18 protein-coding genes are annotated in these 21,768 nt (G+C 44.2%); 11 read left to right on the top strand and 7 right to left on the bottom strand.

Annotated features, from left to right (window positions below; translation table 11 throughout):
* Positions 1–102: 102 nt before the first annotated feature.
* Together NO989_RS11915 and fldA are read left to right on the top strand one after the other, a co-directional pair.
* Positions 103–321: a DUF2788 domain-containing protein gene (locus tag NO989_RS11915; RefSeq protein ID WP_012519093.1), complete on the top strand. Its 219-nt coding sequence runs from the start codon at positions 103–105 to the stop codon at positions 319–321.
* A gap of 26 nt (positions 322–347) precedes the next feature.
* Positions 348–872, top strand: a complete 525-nt coding sequence (gene fldA, locus NO989_RS11910) for a flavodoxin FldA (protein WP_014949739.1) — start codon at positions 348–350, stop codon at positions 870–872.
* Positions 873–969: 97 nt separating this feature from the next.
* Here fldA and NO989_RS11905 read toward each other — a convergent pair whose 3' ends face one another.
* Complete coding sequence (locus NO989_RS11905; protein ID WP_371342609.1) at positions 970–2,976, bottom strand: methyl-accepting chemotaxis protein; 2,007 nt, start codon at positions 2,974–2,976, stop codon at positions 970–972.
* Between the two features lie 315 nt (positions 2,977–3,291).
* Between NO989_RS11905 and fur the strand changes: the two genes are divergently transcribed.
* Positions 3,292–3,720, top strand: coding sequence for a ferric iron uptake transcriptional regulator (fur, locus tag NO989_RS11900; protein WP_014949741.1), 429 nt, complete (start codon positions 3,292–3,294; stop codon positions 3,718–3,720).
* 50 nt (positions 3,721–3,770) lie between these two features.
* Here the strand turns inward: fur and NO989_RS11895 are convergent, their stop codons facing one another.
* The 4 genes from NO989_RS11895 to NO989_RS11880 form a co-directional block, all read right to left on the bottom strand.
* Positions 3,771–4,637, bottom strand: coding sequence for a D-amino acid aminotransferase (locus NO989_RS11895; protein ID WP_014949742.1), 867 nt, complete (start codon positions 4,635–4,637; stop codon positions 3,771–3,773).
* Positions 4,634–5,581, bottom strand: a complete 948-nt coding sequence (locus NO989_RS11890) for a biotin-dependent carboxyltransferase family protein (RefSeq protein WP_039225493.1) — start codon at positions 5,579–5,581, stop codon at positions 4,634–4,636. The genes NO989_RS11895 and NO989_RS11890 overlap by 4 nt, the downstream gene beginning before the upstream one ends.
* A complete protein-coding gene (gene pxpB / locus NO989_RS11885; RefSeq protein ID WP_039225490.1) occupies positions 5,578–6,318 on the bottom strand; it encodes a 5-oxoprolinase subunit PxpB in 741 nt (246 codons plus the stop codon). Before pxpB ends, NO989_RS11890 begins: the two co-directional genes overlap by 4 nt.
* 135 nt (positions 6,319–6,453) lie before the next feature.
* Positions 6,454–7,191 (bottom strand): 5-oxoprolinase subunit PxpA, encoded by a 738-nt coding sequence (locus NO989_RS11880; RefSeq protein ID WP_278344157.1) that lies wholly within the window; start codon positions 7,189–7,191, stop codon positions 6,454–6,456.
* Between the two features lie 65 nt (positions 7,192–7,256).
* On the opposite strand from NO989_RS11880, the gene NO989_RS11875 reads away from it, so the two are divergent.
* The 5 genes from NO989_RS11875 (at position 7,257) to NO989_RS11855 (ending at position 16,549) form a co-directional block, all read left to right on the top strand.
* Positions 7,257–8,141 carry a S1 RNA-binding domain-containing protein gene (locus NO989_RS11875; protein ID WP_014949746.1) on the top strand — a complete coding sequence of 295 codons (885 nt, stop codon included), beginning with the start codon at positions 7,257–7,259 and terminating at the stop codon, positions 8,139–8,141.
* Positions 8,142–8,224: 83 nt separating this feature from the next.
* Positions 8,225–8,617, top strand: coding sequence for an OsmC family protein (locus tag NO989_RS11870; RefSeq protein ID WP_014949747.1), 393 nt, complete (start codon positions 8,225–8,227; stop codon positions 8,615–8,617).
* Between the two features lie 213 nt (positions 8,618–8,830).
* Positions 8,831–9,964, top strand: a complete 1,134-nt coding sequence (locus tag NO989_RS11865) for an efflux RND transporter periplasmic adaptor subunit (RefSeq protein WP_371342607.1) — start codon at positions 8,831–8,833, stop codon at positions 9,962–9,964.
* Positions 9,965–9,989: 25 nt separating this feature from the next.
* Positions 9,990–13,373 (top strand): efflux RND transporter permease subunit, encoded by a 3,384-nt coding sequence (locus tag NO989_RS11860; protein ID WP_371342606.1) that lies wholly within the window; start codon positions 9,990–9,992, stop codon positions 13,371–13,373.
* A complete protein-coding gene (locus tag NO989_RS11855; RefSeq protein WP_371342604.1) occupies positions 13,370–16,549 on the top strand; it encodes an efflux RND transporter permease subunit in 3,180 nt (1,059 codons plus the stop codon). Before NO989_RS11860 ends, NO989_RS11855 begins: the two co-directional genes overlap by 4 nt.
* A 125-nt stretch (positions 16,550–16,674) precedes the next feature.
* Here the strand turns inward: NO989_RS11855 and NO989_RS11850 are convergent, their stop codons facing one another.
* Both NO989_RS11850 and NO989_RS11845 read right to left on the bottom strand, forming a co-directional pair.
* Entirely contained in the window at positions 16,675–17,019 is a 345-nt protein-coding gene (locus NO989_RS11850) for a DUF3718 domain-containing protein (protein ID WP_014949750.1), read from the bottom strand.
* A gap of 417 nt (positions 17,020–17,436) precedes the next feature.
* Positions 17,437–18,231, bottom strand: coding sequence for a DUF2189 domain-containing protein (locus tag NO989_RS11845; protein ID WP_014949751.1), 795 nt, complete (start codon positions 18,229–18,231; stop codon positions 17,437–17,439).
* A 272-nt stretch (positions 18,232–18,503) separates the two neighbouring features.
* On the opposite strand from NO989_RS11845, the gene NO989_RS11840 reads away from it, so the two are divergent.
* From NO989_RS11840 to NO989_RS11830, 3 genes are all read left to right on the top strand, one after another.
* A complete protein-coding gene (locus tag NO989_RS11840) occupies positions 18,504–19,724 on the top strand; it encodes a pyridoxal phosphate-dependent aminotransferase (RefSeq protein WP_014976750.1) in 1,221 nt (406 codons plus the stop codon).
* A 1-nt stretch (position 19,725) separates the two neighbouring features.
* Positions 19,726–20,325 carry a 5'-deoxynucleotidase gene (gene yfbR, locus NO989_RS11835; protein ID WP_012519109.1) on the top strand — a complete coding sequence of 200 codons (600 nt, stop codon included), beginning with the start codon at positions 19,726–19,728 and terminating at the stop codon, positions 20,323–20,325.
* Between the two features lie 76 nt (positions 20,326–20,401).
* The gene (locus NO989_RS11830) at positions 20,402–21,745 is read left to right on the top strand and encodes an anti-phage deoxyguanosine triphosphatase (protein WP_014949753.1); all 1,344 of its coding nucleotides are present in this window, start codon (positions 20,402–20,404) and stop codon (positions 21,743–21,745) included.
* Positions 21,746–21,768 lie beyond the last annotated feature (23 nt).

The raw sequence follows: 21,768 nt of genomic DNA, 5'->3' as shown, positions 1-21,768 counted from the left end.
AAGATGAGAATGACTATTATTACCTATTTTTGAACGTTTTAGGCTCTTACAGGCGTATATACTGTGATATAGTTGCGCCAGATTTTTTTAAGTAACAACACTATGCTTGCAGAAAATTACGAACTCATTGAGTCCATCATGCTGTATGGCGGCTTATCTATCCTTTTTGGGTTGATGGGTTTTGCTGTACACGATGTACTGCGTAAGAACGATGTGCCACTTATTGGACGAGTGGTAACGTACGGTGTGCTAGGTTTAGGCGCATTAGGGTTTCTTGCGAAGGGCATTATTGAATGGTTTTGGCTAAGCACAGGCGTTTAATTAGTAACGATTAATAGAGGTTAGATATGGCAAGCGTTGGCCTATTTTTCGGAAGTGACACGGGTAATACCGAACATGTTGCGAAAATGATCCAGAAGGAATTGGGTAAACAGCTAATTGATGTTAAAGACATTGCCAAGAGCAGTAAAGAAGACATCGCTGAATTTGATTTGCTTATCTTTGGTATCCCAACGTGGTACTACGGTGAAGCGCAATGCGATTGGGATGATTTCTTTCCTGAACTAGAGCAAATTGACTTCAACGACAAGCTAGTTGCTATTTTTGGTTGTGGAGACCAGGAAGACTATGCAGAGTACTTCCTAGACGCGATGGGCATGGTACGTGACATCGTTGAAGCCAAAGGTGCGATTTTAGTAGGTCAATGGTCAACTGAAGGCTACGACTTTGAAGCGTCTAAAGGCATGGCTGACGACAATCACTTTGTTGGCTTGGGTATTGACGAAGACCGTCAACCAGAACTAACTGACTCGCGCGTTAAAGCGTGGTGCAAGCAAATTCACGATGAACTTTGCTTGGCAGAACTTGCTTAAGCACAGCCGCGAAAAAGAATAAAAAAACCGCTCTGATGAGCGGTTTTTTTTGATAATTAATCAGCTGCGCCTGCTGTCAGCTACGCTAATTCAGCGATTACAGGTGAAACCGCTCTACTGCTTTTCTCAAGCTCTCAGTTTGCGCGTCCAACAACATTGTCGACTCGTTCGACTGGCGCGTGCTTTGCGCACTGGAGTCGGCTAGTGCAACTATGCGGTTCAAACTTTTCGCAACATCGCCAAGTAAAACATCTTGTTGTTCGGTATCAGCCACAATGTGTTCGTTAATATCGCTTAACCGCTCAATGATTTCTCTAATACTCTCTACTTGCTGAGATACTTGCTGGGTAATTTCTACCCCTTCTTGCGCTTGTTCACGTCCTGCATTAATTGCTTTTACTGCCTGCGCAGCATCTTTTTGTAAGTTCCCAATCATCTGCTCAATTTCTTCCGTAGAGTCATGGGTGCGGTTGGCTAGCGTTCGCACTTCATCCGCAACAACCGCAAAGCCTCTACCTTGTTCACCAGCTCTTGCAGCTTCAATGGCTGCATTCAATGCTAACAAGTTGGTTTGCTCTGCAATCGTTTTAATCACGTCTAAGATACTGCCAATATTGCGAGAGTTGTCGTCCAAACGATTAATGATCTGCGCCGAAGACTCCGCCTGTTTGGCTTGATTACCCACCTGCTGACTGCTTTTTTGTACCAATTGACTAATGTCTGTACTTTGCTTTGTTATATCGCGTAGGGCGTCCATTGCTTCATTAATTTGGGCGAGGTTGCTGCGGCTTTTTTCCTGTACATGTTTTGTATTCGTAGACGTTACCGTTACTTGCTCACGTTGCTTGTCTACCTCAGATAAGCTCTTATTACCCAGCTCTACGCTTTCTTTTGTAATGTCTATAAGGCGTTTTTCTTGCTCTAATATATTGCCCACTAGCTCTCGTAAACTATCGGTTAGGCTGTTCACTTTTGCGGAAAGGGCAGAAAACTCGTCATTGCCTTCTTGAGGCAATTTGGTGCTTAAATCCCCTTTACTTAGCTGACTTAAGCCTTTATTGATACGGCCAAGGGGCTTGGAAATACTACGGGTTACAATAACCGCTAAAAATATTGCAGCAACCAAGCCCAGTGCCGCGACAATGATATTGCGCACAAGGTTGGCCTGAACAGATTCAAGAATGGCGTTCTGCCCATCAAGAGATTGCTTCTGGACAGCGTCAAACAAAGTATTAATGTCGGCAAGTGCGGTTTCTAACGCTTCTTTTGCTTCCTTCTGAGCTTTCGCAGCTTTGTCTACTTCAGAAAGTTTTTGTCGCTGCAAAGCAATTAATCCATTTGTGCCGTTTACCGCTTCCATCAGTAAACCATACTGTTCGTTAAAAGAAGCTATCGTACCGCCATCATCTACCCCTGTGGCCAAACGATTTACATAGTCTTTATCTACCTGCAAATTACTCAATTGGTATTCTAAATCTTCAATAATATTGGCACTTTGCGTAGCGTTATCGGTTTCAGCCAGTTCAATGAATGAATCATTCATTGTGAGCAATTTATTGTCTATTGCAGTGCCCGCACCAATTAGCGTTTCAATGCTGGGGTTATTTCCCTCTAAATAGGAAAGATCTAGCATTAACGCACTAGCCTCATCGGCCGTCATTAAGACTTTTTCAAGCTGTGCAGCAAGAGCCTTCTCGATATTCATTCGCTCGTTGATAGCGGTATACATGTCGTTACTACTATTAACGTAGGCTAGACTAACGTCGACAGCGTTACTGGCTACCGCGTTATTTGGCATAAGTGAGTTTAAACGAGACAAGTCGTCAGAGAATGCGGAAGATAAAGTATCAAACGTCTCTTTGTTTGCGACCAGCTCTTCTCTATTTTCGACATGATATCCGTTGGCAGTAATCACTGATAAAGAGAGGATCTCAGTCTTTACTTTTACCATGCTGGTCTGAACTGGCATCTTTTGCTCTACAACGTCTTGTGCAGAATCTTTTATTCCGCTAAGACCAAAATAGGAAAGAATACTGGTAAGTAATAATAAGCAGCCGAATAAGCCAAAGCCTAACGTGATTTTATTTATAATTGTTAACTGCATGGGCACTTCCACCAAAAAAACATGCCAAAAAATAAAAAGGGTTGTATCGCCTTTTTAAGTTTAGTTTAACAGGATGTTAATTCAATGCATCAAAAGTTTTATTTATTTTGCACATTTGTTAGATAAATCTTGCACTTACAATCTGGTCAGGCCAGACACCATGCGGGCTGTATCGAAGTAACAATTTTTATCGCACCAGTGCAATGGATAAATTTTCAGCGAGAAAACAAAGTTTCCACGGTTTTGCTTTTAAATTGTTTCAACTTACCTATAATAACCACCAAATACTTATTCACTCGTTCTTAGTAGGTTGTAATGGATCAAAATAAAGAATTGAAAAAAGCAGGGCTAAAAGTCACTCTGCCTCGCCTTAAAATTTTACAAATTCTGCAAGAGCCAGAAAACCAACACATCAGCGCTGAAGACGTTTACAAAATCCTTATCGAACAGGGTGAAGAAATTGGTCTTGCTACCGTGTACCGCGTGTTAAACCAATTTGATGATGCAGGCATTCTCAATCGCCACCATTTCGAAGGTGGAAAATCTGTATTTGAAATCAGTCACAAAGATCACCACGACCACCTTGTGTGTCTGAAGTGTGGCAAGGTCATTGAGTTTGAAGATGACATTATCGAAGAACGCCAAGAGATGATCGCAAAGCAACACAAGATGAAGCTAACGCATCACAGCCTATACTTATACGGTGAGTGTACAGACGGTAACTGCGACAACTTACCTGAATAAGTAACAGTTTTATTCTAGCAAAAGGCCCGCTTTAAGCGGGCCTTTTTTCGTTACGCTTTAAACTTATATGCGTGGTAAGCCTTAATTGCTTTCTCCCACACGTCACCCACTTCCCCTGTGCCAATAGGTTTTCCGTCTACTTCAACTACCGGGGCAACTTCTTTGCTTGAAGAGGTTAACCATACTTCATCTGCCTCCAGCAACTCATCTTTGCTAAACCAAGTTTCTGTAACAACCAGGCCTGCCTGTTTAAATGCTTCAATTGCAATGGCGCGAGTAATACCGGGAAGAAGTTCATGGTTTAAGGGGGGCGTAGATATACATCCGTCTTTCACCATAAACACGTTGCATGAACTTGCCTCGGTTATCATACCTTCGCTGTTGTACAAAATAGTTTCGTTAACGCCTGCGTCAACACCTGCTTGATAGTGCATTACATTGCCTAACAAGGATGTGGATTTGATATGGCAGCGTTGCCACCTTTTATCCTGTTGAAGCGCAACTTTGAAAGGCCTTGCTTCAGATTTTGCTGTGGGCTGTGGTGGCGCTATTTCAAAAGCAAACCCGAATACCGTAGGTGCTATATTCTTAGGGTATGCATGAAAACGTTTTGTATCGGTGCCACGGCTTACGTGGAAATAAACACCAATGTTTCCGCTTTCTATAAATGCTTTGTTTTTTTCGACCAAGCTGGTCAAAATGTCTTGCCATTCTTCTGCTGAATAAGGGTTAGCGATTTCAATAGCTTTAAGGCCTTGCGCCATACGCGAAGTGTGCCCCTTGAAGCCTACTGCGCTACCAGAATACGTTGGAATGACTTCATAAATACCATCACCAAAAAGGAAGCCTCTGTCCATCGGAGAAATTTTAGCCTCAGAAAGAGGCATATACTCACCGTTTAAAAACGCAATCGTCACAATATTTCTCCTTGTAGTCGGCGACGCCTACTTGTCATCAGTAGCCAGTCTGCCCTTGCTTCTTCTTCATGTTGAAAAACAAAATTCACTTTTTCGCCTGGCACGGCTTGGGCCAAGCGACTTATATCACAGGGGCTTACACAGCCAAGTTTTGGATAACCCCCTAATGTTTGTCTGTCGCGCATCATTACAATAGGCTGCCCGTCGCCGGGAACTTGAATTGCACCTAAATGAATTGCCTCTGAGCGCATGTTTTCTATATCGGCTGTAACTGATTCACCGGTCAACCTAAAGCCCATGCGATCGATAGCCGATGAAACCGTATAGCTGCTTGTTTCAAACGTGCGTAAAGCAACAGCGCTAAAACTCGAAAACTGATACCCGGGAATAACCCGAATAGACTCTAAAAAACCATAGTTGTCTATGTGCTGCCGCGAGAGAGTGCGCATTCTAGCGGTGCTTTTAATTCTGCTGTTAGCTGAAATGTCGATGCAATCGCCATCTTTTAACGCGCATCCCTTACCATCCAACCCACCAAGTTGTTCGCGTACTACCGTACATGCACTCCCTACCGCTTTTGGCACATGCCAATTTCCACCTATTGCCAAATAGGCTTTGCTACCAAGTAGAGCGCTGCCAAACGTAATAGTTGCACCTGCCGGTACATGTTGGCTCTGGTATGTTGCTTTAACGTTTCCATCTACGTCGAGTGACGGTTCCCTGCCAGTCACAGCAATAATACAATCTTCATCAACCCGTAATCGCATTTCACCAATCGCTTCGAAGCATGGCGTACCGTCTAAATTGAAGGCTAGAAAATTGGCCCAATCATAGGCGTTACTATCCATAGGGCCTGATTCACAAAATCCATCCCGTTGTCGCCCTACCCGTCCGTTATCTATGATAAGGCTAAACAATCCTTTACTGAGTACTTCAATTCTCATCGCTCAACCTGCAATCCTGCTCTATATTCCTGTTCAGTAACTGAAACAAACCTAACCACATCACCTGCTTTTAACCGCGCTTCACTTTGCTCATTTTTATGAATGAGCATGTCGAATGCCGTAAGCCCCAATAAATTCCATCCTCCAGGTGATTCACTGGGGTAGACAGCAGTTTGCCTGTCAGCGATTGCAACCGCACCTTTGGGTACCCGTTTGCGCGGTGTGCCTAGTCGCGCACATTTGAGTGCTTCTGGAATATCACCCATGTAGGCAAAGCCCGGAGAAAAACCCACTGCGTATACTTTATAAGTCGTGCTAGTGTGCAATTCGATAATCTCTTCAATAGACAGTGACGTTTTCTTACTCACTACACTTAAATCACTTGCATTAGGCGCACCGTACCAAACAGGAATTTCAATCACGGCGCTACTTTCATTCTCTTTTGCTTGCAAAGAGACTGATTGCAGGCTCATGTCTTCAGCGCTTAAATTACTGATGGCACGGTATACACCGTGGCTATCAATTAATGCCATATCAAAAATAATCAACAGGCTGTCATAGGAAGGCACACATTCGCGCAGCCAACGCCATGAATTGCTTTTCTTTTTGCTATCTATCGCTGCCAGCATGCAATGACAGGCATTATTCGCGTCGTCCAGGTTTGCGCCATCAAAGTACAAAATAATGGCGTCTGCACTTGCAGTAACTATTCGCTTAATGCGACCGAAAGCTTGCATCTACTGTCCTTGTTATTTGAATGGCTGTCAGTGCTTGGTTCTGAGTACTTGGTTTTAGATATACCTCTCTCAGCACAACAATGGGTAACAGCCTCTTGTATTGTTCTTGTAAAATGTGTTTTTTATGAGGCAGGTTTATAGAAATGTTCTGATTTTCTTTGCAATACTCACCGCCCCTTTGGTATCTCCATGTACACACAGAGAATCCGCTTCTATTGCAAGTGTTGCGCCCGAGGCTGTCGTTACTGTTCCCGATGATATAAGTTGTTTAGCTTGGAGCAATGCGTCGCTCTCGCTTAACACGGCACCTTCGATCAAGCGAGATTGCAGTAAACCTTCATCGGTATAACGCCTGTCTGAAAATGCTTCAAAATACAACGGCAGCTCCCACTCTTGCGCAGCTTCTTTAATCGCTGCATTTTGCGACGTAGCCTGTACCATTAGTGCGAGGGGCGAATTTAACGACTGCATATTTATTTCGGCTATGCTTTGCATTACTGTGCGCATGACAGCTGTATCTTTCATCATGTCATTGTAAAGGGCGCCATGAGGTTTCACATAGCTCACGTTGGCCCCACAAACCTTTGCCATTCCACTCAATGCACTTACTTGATATTGAATCATAGCGCTGAGTTCATCAGCGGCAATCGCCATACTTCTGCGACCAAATCCCTGTAAGTCTGGATAGGCTGGATGGGCACCTATGTCCACATCATGTTGTTTGGCTAACCGAATAGCCTGCTTCATCACTAACGGATCACCCGCATGAAAACCACAAGCAATGTTGGCCTGATCAATTTCTGCCATAATGGCCGCTTCCACCGGCATAGACCATGCGCCAAAACTCTCACCTAAATCGCAATTTAACTTCATAATGGTTTAGCTCTTACGTTCATTCCAGTATCATGTTACCTGTTCTTTTTAAAAAGTCAGTGCTGATGATAAATATTGGAAAAATTAATACATTACGCGTGGTAGCCCAATACCCTTTTGGCTACGCTTTAGCGCCACTTGTCGAAAACAACGACGAAAACGACTGCGTAATAGAAATAGATGATGCTGAAGAGCTGCAAACTGTGACCCTTGCGATTGACGAAGTAGAAACTTCCCTCGCAGAAGGACAACAGATAGACGTATTTGTAGCCACAGATCAGCGCGGCGATCTCTATGCCACCATGAAGAAACCTTTGATTCAAGTTGGTGAAACTAAGGTACTTAAAGCGGTATCTGCCACTAACTTTGGTGCATTTTTCGACTGGGGTTTAGACAACGACCTTTTAATGCCCAACGACTACCAAGCCCAACCTGTCAATCCAGGTATGTACTATGTTGTTCACACCTTTTTTGATGATAAAACCCAGCGTATTTTAGGTGCTACCAAGCTTCACTATTTTCTAAAGGAAAGTAGTGCCTATCTCAACGAGGGCGACACAGTGCAATGCTTGGTTTATGCCAAAACTGATTTAGGTTTTAAGGTCGTTATCAATGAAAAAAGCTTAGGTCTTATTTTCCATAGCGATGCCTTTAAGCCACTTAAAGTCGGGCAAGCTACTGAAGGGGTAATTAAAACAATTCGTGACGACGGCAAAGTGGACGTAGCCCTTCAGCGCGTAGACAAAGGTGGCCGTGATGCACTTCAACAAGCCATTTTGGATGACTTAGAAGCCCACGGTGGGATTTCTACGCTAACAGATAAGAGTGCGCCAGAAGCCATTTACTCTCATTTTAACGTGAGTAAAGCCGCGTATAAAAAAGCGTTAGGGGCGTTATATAAGCAAAAGAAAATCACGCTTAGCCCAGATGCAGTTCGCCTTAACAAATAAACGCACATGTCACAGCTGTATTGAAGCGCTAAACTGGCCTGTCTTGCAGCTTCCTTTTTATTTTTATGACATTAGGACAAACAATGAAAGCACGTGTTTCTTGGGATCAAGATTTAACTTTTACAGGAACTACAGACAGCGGTTACAAAACGGTGATGGACGGCAGCGGTAAGGCCGTATCTCCAATGGAATCAGTGCTGTTGGCAGTTGGTGCATGTTCAAGTATTGACGTGGTAGATATTCTTAAAAAAGGGCGCTTTAACATTGAAGCCTGTAACTGTGAATTAGAAGCTGAACGCGCTGAAGAGCCGCCTCGTGTATTTACTAAAATTCACGCGCATTACACGGTGTCAGGTGAAGGCATTAGTGAAAAGGCCCTTGCTCGCGCTGTGCAGCTTTCTGCAGAAAAATACTGTTCCGTCATGCTAATGCTAACGGGTAATGTTGAGATCACTACAAGCTATACTTTGGTTTAATAAACTATAGTAGAACCAGCCTCTTTTTAGCGATTCTCGCTAAGCATTAGTAGAAAAGGCCAACCACTTGGGTTGGCTTTTTCGTTGAAACTGTTTGTTACACTCATAAGTGATTGATATTAATAACAATTAACATCATTTAACATCTTTGGCATATTAGCTGCTGTATATGGTCATTATTATATAACGACAACTACGTTAGGGTTATTGACCATGGAAACTACAACGCACAGCAACACCTCTTTTGTACCATCACATTCTTTATTACCGTTTTCGCCAACATCACTCAAATTACTTGTTGGAAGCGGTATTGTTGCCCTCTCTCTCTCGATGACAGCATGTTCTGATGCTGATGCCATTAATGACCAAGCCAACGCCACCGAAGTTGAAGAAACCGTTTTTGCTATTCCCGTTGAAACCCAAACCATTGTTACTGGCGACATTACGTCCACTTACGATACAACCGCTATTTTAGAGGCCCGTGAAGAAGCATTTGTGGTTGCGCGAGCGTCTGGAATTATCGAAGAAATCTTCGTAGAAGAAGGTGATTATGTTGAAAAAGGCCAGGTACTAGCACAGCTTGATAAACGCCGCTACGAGCTGAACTTATCAAAAGCTTTGGCTGATTTAGCTGGCATTGAAAGCGAACTAGAAAAGGTCAACAAAGTCTATTCCAAAAAGCTTATCAGCGATGACACTTACGACAAGCTCACTTCGCAATTTGAATCAGCAAAAGCATCTGTACGCTTGGCTGAACTTGATTTGAAAGAAGCAACGATCACAGCCCCAATTGATGGATACATTGCAGAGCGAAACGCAAAAGTAGGTAACTTAACCGAATCGTTCCAACGGGAGAGAATGTTCCATATCGTTCAGCAACGTAATCTTCAAGGCATTGTGTATCTGCCTGAAAATGAGCTACCTAACGTAGTGATTGGACAAGGTGCAATGCTTACCGTGGCGGCTTTAGGCGACAGGAGTATCACCGCGAGTGTTGAACGTATAAGCCCGGTCATCGATGCGACCACAGGCACGTTCAAAGTAACCTTAAAAGTACCTAACGAAGATAACAAACTTAAAGCCGGCATGTTTACCGATGTGTCACTTGAGTACGCAACACATGCTAACGCCACGTTGTTGCCTCGTAGAGCGCTAGTTACCATCGATAATAATCATAGTGTATTCGTTGTCGACAACGGCAAAGTTAAAAAAGTTGATATTTCTACAGGTTTTGAAAACAACGAAGTCGTTGAAGTTATTAATGGTTTAAACGGTAATGAAGAAGTGGTTACCGCAGGCCACCAAAACTTGAAAGACAGCGCCCCTGTTGAAGTAGTTAACAGCTAATTCGGCCCAACAAGGAACTCACACAATGCGTATTGTAGATATTGCTGTAAAGCGCCCTGTTGCCGTTAGTATGTTCACTTTTGCGGTATTGCTATTTGGTATGGTGTCGTTAGGCAGACTGTCGGTTAACCTACTGCCTGACTTATCTTACCCTACTCTCACCATTCGTACTGACTACGACGGTGCAGCGCCAGGCGAAGTCGAACAACTGGTTTCAAAACCCATTGAAGAAGCCATTGGCGTAGTAAAAGGCGTACGTAAAGTTACGTCCACATCGCGCGCAGGCCAGTCTGACGTAGTGCTTTCATTTGCATGGGGTACTGACATGGATTTCGCGAGCTTAGAAGTGCGCGAAAAACTTGATGTATTACAACTTCCCCTTGATATAGAAAAGCCAAGACTCCTTCGTTTTAACCCAAGTCTAGACCCGGTAATTAAACTGGGGCTGACGGCACAAAGCGATACGTCAAGTTTAAGCGTAGCGCAAATGAAGCGATTACGTTTATATGCCGAACAACAGGTAAAACGAGCTTTAGAGTCGGTAGAAGGTGTGGCAGCCGTGCGCGTTGGCGGTGGTTTAGTAAACGAGATACACATTCTTATCGACCAGCAGAAAGCCAGTCAGCTGTCTATTCCTATTACCCGTATTATTGACCGGGTCAGTGCTGAAAACATTAACGCGGCCGGCGGTCGAATTGATAACGCAGCCCAGGCGTTTTTGGTCAGAACCCTGAATCAGTTTGAAACACTGAGCGATATCGAAAACCTTTTCATTGGGCGTTTTGAAGGCAGAAACATTCAACTTAAAGACGTGGCAACGGTTGAGAGTGCTTATAAAGATCGTGATGTGGTAACGCGCTTTAACGGCAATGAAGGCATTGAAATTGCCATTTATAAAGAAGGCGATGCTAATGCCGTTAACGTTGCGCAAAAAGTGGCTAGCCGGTTAAATGAGGTCAACAACAACTTGCCTTCAAACTACACGCTTAGCGAAATTTATGACCAAAGCGTGTTCATTAAGCAAGCTATAGATAACGTAAAATCAGCGGCAGTGATGGGCGGTATTTTAGCCATGTTAGTGCTGTATCTTTTTCTTAAAGACTTCTGGGCTACCGTTATTATCTCGGTTTCTATTCCGGTATCAGTAATTGCTACCTTTAATCTAATGTATGCCAACGATATAAGCTTAAACATGATGAGCTTAGGTGGTATCGCGCTGGCTGTTGGATTATTAGTAGATAACAGCATTGTTGTGCTTGAAAATATCGATCGCCATAAAAAATTAAAAGTGGCTGGGAGTGATAACGCTACAGCTAATGAAAACTCAAGAGCTGAAAACACTAAAGCAGAGGATTCCGCCGCCAGTGAAGGAACAAAAGAAGTCTCTGGCGCAATTGTGGCTTCGACACTGACCACTATGGCCGTGTTTGTGCCGCTAATATTTGTAGAAGGTATTGCAGGTCAGCTGTTTAAAGATCAAGCGTTAACCGTGTCGTTCGCTTTAGCTGCATCGCTTGTTGTTGCGCTCACACTTATCCCTGCGATGGCACATAAGAAGAAAAAGCAACAGCTAGATCACGAAGATGTGTTCACTACACCAGCGCCTACCCCTCCTACGTCGACGTTTGGCAAAGTTATGTATTACGTTACCCTGCCAGTTCGTTGGGTATTCAGACTTATCTTTGTATTTTTACCTGCAGCCTTGGTCACCTTGGTGATAGGTGCATGGCATATCGTCAGCAAGTTATTAAGCGTTGCCTTTAAACCACTTATCTGGGTATTTAACAAAGGGTTTGACCTTCTCGCTTCTACTTATGAAAAACTGCTGCGCGTAAGTCTTAAAGCCAAAGCGCTGGTGTTAGCTACTGCCTTTATTCTTGCTGCTGGCGCGATAATGCTTGTACCAAGACTAGGTATGGAACTTATTCCTACCCTGTCACAAGGAGAATTTTCGGTAGAAGTGACCCTTCCTGCGGGCTCGCCACTAGCGCGTACCGACGCTATTATCAGCGAGCTTGCTGCGGTTGCAGTAAATAACAATGATGGCGGCGAAACCAAGGTGCTTCGCACCTATGCCATGTCTGGTACGGGAAGCCTTATAAGCGCTGCGCCTAATCAGGGTGGCGATCATTGGGGCCGCTTAAACATTGTCATGCAGCCTTCGGCGACAGCTGGCGATATGGACGCGGTAAAGCGTGCGCTTCGTGATTACCTAGCCTTTAAACCTCAGGTTCAGGCAACGTTTTCAGAGCCTGAGCTATTTAGCTTTGCATCGCCTATTCAAATTGAAATTGCGGGTTACGACCTAAATCAGTTACAGCAGTATGGCGACGCCATTGCGACCAAGCTAGCCAGTTTTAGTAATTTTGCAGACGTAACGACCAGCATTCGTGACGGAAACCCAGAGCTTAAAATAGCCTTCCATCACGCCAAACTTGCTCGCCTTGAGCTTGATGCATCAACCGTTTCTCAGCTTATTGCAGCCAAAGTAGGTGGCCGTGTCGCTACACAGTACAGTGTTGAAGACAGAAAGGTGGATGTGCTAGTAAGAACGCAAGAAAACCAGCGAGATGACATCGCCAGCGTGCGTGCCATTGTTGTTAATCCAGGCTCTGCACAACCTATTCCATTAAGTGCCGTGGCAGACGTTTACATGAGTGTAGGTCCTAGCGAGATCACCCGCGTTGGACAGCAGCGTGTAGCGCTGGTATCTGCGAATTTAGCCAAAGGTAAGCTTGATGAAGCGGTTGCCGTTGCTAATAAAGTCATTGATGAAACCCAACTTCCTCTATCTTTAAGTGCAACAGTAACTGGACAAAGTGAAGACATGCAAAGCAGCTTCCGTTCGCTACAGTTTGCCCTGGCACTTGCAGTGTTTATGGTGTATTTGGTTATGGCGTCACAGTTTGAGTCGCTGCTGCACCCTCTGCTTATTTTGTTCGCAGTGCCGCTAGCCGGCGCAGGTTCTGTGTATGGATTGTGGCTTACCAATACGCCGCTAAACGTGGTGGTATTTATCGGTTTGATTATGCTTTGCGGTATTGTAGTGAACAACGCTATTGTATTAGTTGACCGTATAAATCAATTACGCCGTCAAGGAGTAGATAAAGACACCGCTATTCTAGATGCTGCAAAGACCCGCCTGCGCCCCATTGTGATGACTACACTTACTACGGTGTTGGGTCTATTGCCTATGGCGTTTGGTTTTGGTGAAGGTGCTGAAATTCGCACGCCAATGGCCATCACCGTTATATACGGCCTTCTGTTTGCAAGCTTGCTCACCCTCATATTACTGCCAGTGCTTTACAGCCTGTTCGACGTTAAGAAAAACGTTGCGCAGAAAACGTCTGTTAATACTAATGCGGGCTTTGGTGACGAAGGAGCAATGTCGAAAGGAGGTGTACTATGAGTACACCTTCTCACAACGCTAATAACAGTTCTGAAACCCACACTGACAAGCGCCAAACACGTGACCCGAATCAACGCGAGACAGACATAGCTTCACAGCCGCACCTTTCAAAAATTGCAGGTATAGGCGCCTCGCTTGCACGCTTTGCGTTAAATAAGCCCGTTACCATCGGAAAGCTGTTTTTGTCTATGTTGCTGTTCGGCATTGTATCTGGCCGCTTATTGCCTTTAGAGAAATTCCCTGGGATTGATATTCCAGAAATGGTAGTGCAGATCCCCTACCCTGATGCAACGCCTGTTGAGATTGAAACGATGATAACCCGTCCGGTTGAAGAAGCTGTTGCTACCATGTCGGGGATAAAGCGATTAAGGGCACGGTCGTACGACAATATGGCTGAGGTCATTGTAGAGTTCGATTGGGATGAAAACCTTAAAGCCAAAAGTATTGAAGCGCGGGAGAAGATTGACGCTATTCGCCACAAACTTCCTGACGATATAGAGCGGATCATGGTGTATAAATTTAACACCAACGATATGCCTATATTCCAGCTGCGTGTATCGAGCGACCGCGACTTATCGAATGCTTACGACTTGCTTGAACGTAACCTTAAGCGACCGCTAGAGCGTGTTCCGGGTGTATCGAAAGTTGAGCTATACGGCACCATGAAGCGTCAAATTACTATTCGCTTAGATCCTAAGAAAATGGCGGCCTACCAAATAGACGGTACACGCTTAGAGCAGCAGCTTCAAAACGCCAACTTCTCGCTAACCGCGGGCTACATGTACAATAACGGTGAAAAAATTCTGGTTAACCCAACTGGCGAATTTACCGATGTAAACGACTTTAAAAACATGTGGGTTACCCGCAGCGTTCGCTTGTCTGATATTGCCAGCGTGACTTACGAGCTTCCTCAACGCAATGAAGGACGTCATTTAGATCGCACCTTTGCGGTAGGCTTTAACGTATTTCGCGAATCGGGCAGCAATCTTGTAGAAGTTTCCGACGCGGTAATGAAGGTTATCGAAAAAGCCAAGGAAGACCCTGAGTTTACAGGCATTAGTTTATTTGTAATGGACGACACCGCTAAGAGCGTGACTTCGTCGCTGGGCGATTTGCTAAACGCTGGCCTTTTAGGTGCGTTGCTTTCAGTGATTGTGCTGTACTTATTTTTGCGCCAGCTTACCACCACCTTAATCGTCGTGCTTTCAGTGCCATTCTCGATTTGTATTACCTTAGGCGTGATGTATTTATTGGGCTATACCCTCAACATCTTATCGTTAATGGGCCTCATGCTAGCCGTGGGTATGCTGGTAGACAACGCTGTTGTGATCACTGAAAGCGTATTTCAAGAACGCCAACAAGAGGGAGACATTAAGCGAGCCACCCAGATTGGTGTAAACAAAGTCAGTCTTGCAGTCATTGCCGGAACTGCAACCACGGCAATAGTGTTTTTACCTAATATTATTGGGGTAAAAATAGACGTGACTATTTTCCTAGAGCACGTTGCTGTGGCTATCTGTATATCTCTGTTCGCGTCGCTTTTCATTGCTAAAACACTTATTCCCTTGCTGACAACTAAGGTAAAGATCCCTGTTGTAAAAACGCCTAAAACACCGTCCTACATAAAAGGCTATGGTCGTGCGCTTAACTGGATGTTGAAACACCAGGGCGTAACTTGTGTTATTGCTCTGCTTATTCTCGCGTCGACCTTTGTGCCTATGCAGGTGGTTACGTCTGACGATGAGGGTAACGACAACCAAGAGCGTATTTGGCTTAATTACCATGTGACGCAAAACTTCACTCTAGAAGAAGTGGAAAAAACAGTCGATAAAATGGAAGCATATCTTTATGAAAACCAAGAACGCTTTCATATTAAGCAGGTGTATACCTATTTTACTGCCGGCCATGCGGTAAGTGGTATCACGCTTAATGATGAATTGCCCGTAAGTGTAGGAAAAATCAAGGAGGATATTCGTGAAAACATGCCTTCATTTGTGCGTGCTCGCCCCTCTTTCCAGTGGGATAGCGGCAACGGTGGTGGCGTAAGAGTAACGCTGTTGGGGGAATCTTCAGAAACCTTGCTCACTATTTCAGAGCAAATCATTCCTATTCTTTCCACCATAGATGGGTTGGAAGATGTAAAAGCCGACACGGGATCTACCCGTGATGAGGTTCAAATACGCATAGACAGAGAGAAAGCAAACCGCTTTGGCATACAAGTAAACGATGTGGCTAAACTTATCTCTACGGCACTACGCGGCAGTAATTTACGTACATTCCGCTATGGTGACGCCGGAGAAGTGGCGGTGCAGCTTAAGTTTGGCAGCGATATTCAAGCCTCGCTAAGCGAACTTAAGAACATCAATATTGGGTTTACACAGGGTCAATCGGTAACGCTGAACATGATTGCAGATTTCTCTGTGGTGCCACAGCTTTCGCAAATTAACCGCAACTATCGTCAAACAGCGCTAGCTATTGGTGCAAATCTAGAGGGTGAAACCACCACCGAACAAGCTCGTGAACGCATAGAAAAAGCATTAGCTAATATCGAATTGCCGACAGGCTATAAGTGGACGCTAGACGGCAGCTTCTCTCGCCAGGATGAAGCCAATGCCGTAATGCAAATGAATATGCTATTAGCGCTTTGCATGATATACGTTGTGATGGCCGCGCTGTTTGAATCGCTAATTCTTCCAACATCTGTAATTACGTCACTACTGTTTTCCTTTACAGGTGTTTTTTGGGCATTCATGGTTACAGGCACATCTATGTCTATCATGGGGATGATTGGCATGCTGATTCTGATGGGTATTGTGGTTAACAATGGCATCGTATTGGTAGACAGAATTAATCAGCTCATCAATGAAGGTCTGTCGCTGTATGACGCAGTAATTGAAGGGTGTATGACACGTATCAGGCCTATTCTGATGACAGTAGCCACTACAGTTCTAGGGCTTATTCCACTTGCGATGGGGAGTACTCGAATTGGCGGCGACGGCCCTCCCTACTCGCCAATGGCCATTGCAATCATTGGTGGGCTGGTGTTCTCAACACTAACCAGCTTGTTCTTAGTACCACTTGCTTACGTGTTGCTACTAAAGCTTAGGTTTAAAACGCAACGTTTGTTTAAAACCAGTAAAGCGCGTGTAGCCACGTATATTAAAATCGCTAATTAAGGCGCATTTTAAAGCAAAAAGTAAGACAAAAAGCGGGTCTAGTTTTCACCATTTACGTCAACGTGATTGACGATGAGTGCAAGCTAGCCCGCTTTTTCTGGATTTATCGTAACCGCTACCACGCCTTAGCTACGCGACGTTAAGTATTCATGTACGGCATCAGCGTGACGCTCAACTGAAAACTCAATTAGGCTACTGCCATTGCACGTTAATCCTTCTTCAGACGTTACCATACGCAACACTTCACGCTGACTAGCACCAATGCGACCTACGTTACGTGAAAGACTAGAGCGAAGTACTCTAACATCATCATTTATCACAGCTTTACAAAACCCTGCAAATTGGGTTTCGCCTACAAAGCGTATGTCTTTTTGCGGTGCTGCGGCAGTTGCGTTAACGCTAAATGCTGCGGTTGCAGTTACAGCTAGCACTTTTACCGCGTTGGCTAGTTTCGATTTAACTGGTTTCATGTTTAATTCCTCAATGTGTAGATAAAGGCTTTAATCAAGTTTGTGGCAAACTCTTAGTTTTTGGTTGAACAAAGCTGAACAATCAACAATTCGCTCAACGCCCTTTATTTATGCATCAAGAATTAGAACTTTTCTGTTGAATGATTGTGTAATGGGGGTAAATGTGTGGTAAATCAGTTTGTTACACCATTGTTACTAGGCTAAATCACTGTTTTATCGAGATTAATTTAGATTACATATTACTAATGTATCTAGCGATGGAACTTGTAGGAAGAAAGAAATATAAGACTTAAGTATAAAAAGGCCCCTTTTGGGGCCTTAAAACTGTAATTTTAACAAAATATATAATGATAAAGCGCATCTAACGTACAGAAAACCTCACCATTTCCGTAATTAAATTACAGAAAGCGTGGGCAATTACTCATATTTGCGTTCGCGCTTAGTTTCAATGGCATCAATATAAGCATGCCATGACGCGTAGCCGATTATAGGCATTAACACGATAAAACCAATAAACCCGGTTACGTAACCAATCGCAACGGTGGTAAAGATGATCGCCCCCCAAATAAGCATGGGGACCTTATTAAGCCACACTGCGTTAACACTGGTTAATACAGCGGTGGCAAGGTCAACTTTGCGTTCCATCAAAATTGGTTGGGTAAACGCCGTAATGAAAAGCATGGCCAATGTAAAACCCGCACCAACAATTGTGCCTAGTGCTAAAAATGGTAATAAGCTTTCTAAATCGTTTTCGATATAAGGCGGATAAAGTGCATGGATTAGCGATGCAACACGCAACCAGAATATCATCATCACCATAAGTAAAATGGCAAAGCCCCACTCGTTAAACGCATTTCTGCGCATTGCACGCAAAGAATGGCGTAACGTGGGCTTATGGCCTTTCTCCATTTCCCAGCTCACATCATAAAGACCAGCAGCCAAAAATGGACCTACCAACATAAAGCAAACAATGGCCGGTAGAATGACCAAGTGCCAACCTGTCATTTCAACCAAGTACATAATAAACCACGGAATAACCGCGAAGAGAACGCCATAAAACAATGTGAGACCTGGTGCGCGCATAGCGTCTCGTAATGCCAATGACAACCATTTTATAGGGTCGCCAACGTCTAATTCTTTACAGGGAATAACGCGTGCTATACCACTTTGCGTGATTGCATTCTCTGGTGTTTCTTTGAAATGGTGCGACATATTCTTATCACCTCTGCTTGTTAGCCTGTTTGTTACTAACGCGTTTTTTATACACGCCTTACTACTACGATAGGCGCTGAATGAAAAGTTCACAAGCTATTAACATAAATTTTATACTTAAGTGACAAGCGGATCATTCATCTCGTTATGTGATTAATAAATAGCCACTTGGTGAAAAAAGTAGTGCTTAAAGCAGAAATACTGCAAAAAGGCCATCGCATATGGCTTTGTATTGCGATAATCTCAGGGTATGTAAATCAACCAGATAGACCATGAAAACTGTATCTCGCTCACATAAATTAGATAACGTTTGTTACGACATTAGAGGCCCAATCGCTGCGCAAGCACGCAAAATGGAAGACGAAGGACACCGCATATTAAAGCTGAATATCGGTAACCCTGCCCCATTTGGATTTGAAGCCCCTGACGATATCGTAAAAGACGTTATTCATAACCTGCCTACGTCTCAAGGATATTCAGACTCGACAGGAATTTATGCTGCCCGTGTGGCCGTGATGCAGTACTACCAGCAGCGCAACATTAAAGACATCCGTGTAGACGACGTTTATATTGGTAACGGCGTATCTGAGTTAATTATGATGGCAATGCAGGCGCTACTTAATCATGGCGATGAAGTGCTTATTCCAAGCCCTGACTACCCGCTTTGGACAGCAGCAGTTAGCCTCTCGTCAGGTTCACCCGTTCATTATCGCTGCGACGAGCAAGCAGGCTGGTTCCCAGATATTGACGACATAAAAAGTAAAATCACCAGTAAAACTCGCGCGATCGTACTGATCAACCCTAACAACCCAACCGGCGCAGTTTACGACAAAGCCCTTTTACAAGATGTGGTTGAAGTCGCCCGCGAACATGGACTTGTTGTATTTAGCGACGAGATTTACGACAAAATTCTTTACGATGAAGCAAAACACACCAGTATTGCTTCACTGGCTGACGATGTTTTTTTTGTTACCTTTGGCGGTTTAAGCAAAAACTACCGTGTGGCGGGCTTTCGCTCTGGCTGGCTTGTAGTCAGCGGCAATAAGCGATTAGCGTCTGACTATATTGAAGGGCTTAATATTCTGTCTTCCATGCGGATGTGCGCTAACGTACCGTGTCAAAGTGCTATTCAAACTGCGTTAGGCGGCTATCAAAGCATTGACGACTTGGTGAAAGAAAACGGGCGTCTTCGCATTCAGCGCGACGTGACTACAGATATGCTAAACGGCATTGACGGTATTTCGTGCGTTAAACCTAAAGGTGCCATGTATTGTTTCGCCAAAGTAGATGAGAAGAAATTCAACATTCAAAACGACGAACAAATGGTGCTGGACTTATTAAGCTCTGAAAAAATTCTGCTGGTACACGGTCGCGCGTTTAACCTGACCGAAGGCACGTACTTTCGATTAGTATTTTTACCGCACAGCGATGTATTGGTGCCTGCTCTGCATCGTATTGGCAACTTCTTTAGAACGTATAAGCAAGGGGCGTAATGTGTCTGATAAAAGTCACTTTTTTGCGCACCTGGCGCGCTTAAAGCTTATTAATCGCTGGCCGCTAATGCACAACGTGCGCACAGAAAATGTGCAGGAGCACAGTTTGCAGGTGGCCATGGTTGCCCACGCACTTGCTTTAATAAAAAATAAGTTTTTTGGCGGCACACTAAACCCTGATCGTATTGCTACCATGGCAATATTTCACGACGTGTCGGAGGTACTCACCGGAGACCTCCCTACCCCAGTGAAATACTTTAACCCTGCGATTAAAGAAGAATATAAAAAGATCGAAAAAATTGCAGAGAACAAGCTAATTGAAATGGCACCAGAAGCATTTCGAGAAGACTACGCTGCGCTTATTGATCATCACTACCATAGTGAAGAAGAAGCTTTTATTGTGAAAGCAGCAGACGTACTTTGCGCTTACCTAAAAACGCTTGAAGAATTAGCTGCTGGTAACCAAGAGTTTAAGCTGGCTAAGAAAAGATTAGATAAAACCCTTAAAGAATATCATTCTGAAGAGGTGGACTACTTCTTAACGCGTTACGTACCAAGCTTTTCTTTAAGTCTTGATGAAATTACGCAAGACGATATGTGAGCGAGGCGGCTAACAGCCCATAAATCACTATACTGACGAATAGAAGTAGCATACAAAGCAAGGCAGCGAGGTTTTTTTGGCAACAAGCGATTGGGAATTAGCATTACACGAGCGTCGTTTACCCCGTAGCGAAACAAGAGACGGCGATCATCGCAATCCATATCAACGTGATAAAGCGCGCGTTCTTCACAGCGCCGCCTTTCGTAGATTGCAGGCAAAAACCCAGGTGCTCGGTGTGGGGCTGAGCGACTTCTATCGCACTCGACTAACCCACTCTCTAGAAGCCGCCCAAATTGGCACCGGTATTACTGCCCAACTTTGGGTGAAATTTCCAGATATTGCCTCGACGTTAGCGCTTGATCCTACGTTAATCGAAACCCTCTGTTTGGCTCACGATATTGGTCATCCCCCATTCGGCCATGGTGGTGAAATTGCGCTTAATTACATGATGCACCAATACGGCGGGTTTGAAGGAAACGGACAAACTTTTAGGATCATCACTCAGCTAGAGCCCTATACCGCCGAACACGGCATGAATTTATGCAGAAGAAGCGTGTTAGGCTTGGTTAAATATCCGAATTTTATCGATGCCCTTCATAGTAAAGGACCTACGCCAGAGCGCCCTGTTTCACTTCGTCAGGTGAAGGCCCACGACTGGCATCCGCCAAAAGGTCTGTTTCGCTGCGATGAGCCCCTGTTCGACTGGCTACTTACGCCATTTAGCAATGAAGATAAAGATGGGTTTATGCAGTTTACTGCAAAACTGAATGCACACAGTAAAACGCAATTTAAATCGTTCGACTGCTCAATTATGGAACTGTCTGACGATATCGCCTATGGCATTCACGACTTAGAAGATGCCATTGTAATGGATATGGTCGACAAGCATCACTTTGTCGAGGATGTAACCACGCCGCTAAAAGCGCTAGATGTACCGTGGCTTTCAGACAATATAGAAGTGCTAACCAATAAGCTATTTAGCGCTGCACATCACGAAAGAAAAAATGCCATAGGCGCGCTGGTAAATAGCTTTATTACAGCTATTGAAATAAAAGGCGTTGAGGGTTTCGCTCACCCGTTACTGGCGTTCAACGCCGTAATGCCTGAACATTTTGCACAAGCCTTGGAGCTTTTCAAACGCTTTGTGTTTAACAAAGTAATACGCCGCCCCGATGTGCAGCTTCTTGAATACAAAGGACAGCTGGTGGTTATGGAGCTTTTTGAAGCCTTTGCATCAGATCCCGACCGCTTACTTCCCGAAAACACTCAAGTTCGCTGGCGTAAGGCCTGCGAGAGCGGCAATGGTATGCGCGTTCTCGCCGACTATATATCGGGTATGACCGATGAATTCGCATCTCGCCTATACAGTAATATCTTTTCACCTAAACAAGGCGGTATTCAAGATAGTCTGCATATGTAGATTGTTTTGTTTTTCCAAATTAA

Origin of the sequence: Alteromonas sp. DY56-G5 (assembly GCF_041414725.1) — a bacterium.
GTDB classification, from domain to species: domain Bacteria; phylum Pseudomonadota; class Gammaproteobacteria; order Enterobacterales; family Alteromonadaceae; genus Alteromonas; species Alteromonas macleodii.
This window is presented reverse-complemented; position numbering and strand designations above follow the sequence as displayed.

Bases quoted from the DNA above. Each gene is read 5' to 3' on its own strand.
- NO989_RS11915 (WP_012519093.1), top strand. From the start codon at position 103: ATGCTTGCAGAAAATTACGAACTCATTGAGTCCATCATGCTGTATGGC.
- fldA (WP_014949739.1), top strand. From the start codon at position 348: ATGGCAAGCGTTGGCCTATTTTTCGGAAGTGACACGGGTAATACCGAA.
- NO989_RS11905 (WP_371342609.1), bottom strand. From the start codon at position 2,976: ATGCAGTTAACAATTATAAATAAAATCACGTTAGGCTTTGGCTTATTC.
- fur (WP_014949741.1), top strand. From the start codon at position 3,292: ATGGATCAAAATAAAGAATTGAAAAAAGCAGGGCTAAAAGTCACTCTG.
- NO989_RS11890 (WP_039225493.1), bottom strand. From the start codon at position 5,581: ATGAGAATTGAAGTACTCAGTAAAGGATTGTTTAGCCTTATCATAGAT.
- pxpB (WP_039225490.1), bottom strand. From the start codon at position 6,318: ATGCAAGCTTTCGGTCGCATTAAGCGAATAGTTACTGCAAGTGCAGAC.
- NO989_RS11880 (WP_278344157.1), bottom strand. From the start codon at position 7,191: ATGAAGTTAAATTGCGATTTAGGTGAGAGTTTTGGCGCATGGTCTATG.
- NO989_RS11875 (WP_014949746.1), top strand. From the start codon at position 7,257: ATGATAAATATTGGAAAAATTAATACATTACGCGTGGTAGCCCAATAC.
- NO989_RS11870 (WP_014949747.1), top strand. From the start codon at position 8,225: ATGAAAGCACGTGTTTCTTGGGATCAAGATTTAACTTTTACAGGAACT.
- NO989_RS11865 (WP_371342607.1), top strand. From the start codon at position 8,831: ATGGAAACTACAACGCACAGCAACACCTCTTTTGTACCATCACATTCT.
- NO989_RS11860 (WP_371342606.1), top strand. From the start codon at position 9,990: ATGCGTATTGTAGATATTGCTGTAAAGCGCCCTGTTGCCGTTAGTATG.
- NO989_RS11855 (WP_371342604.1), top strand. From the start codon at position 13,370: ATGAGTACACCTTCTCACAACGCTAATAACAGTTCTGAAACCCACACT.
- NO989_RS11850 (WP_014949750.1), bottom strand. From the start codon at position 17,019: ATGAAACCAGTTAAATCGAAACTAGCCAACGCGGTAAAAGTGCTAGCT.
- NO989_RS11845 (WP_014949751.1), bottom strand. From the start codon at position 18,231: ATGTCGCACCATTTCAAAGAAACACCAGAGAATGCAATCACGCAAAGT.
- NO989_RS11840 (WP_014976750.1), top strand. From the start codon at position 18,504: ATGAAAACTGTATCTCGCTCACATAAATTAGATAACGTTTGTTACGAC.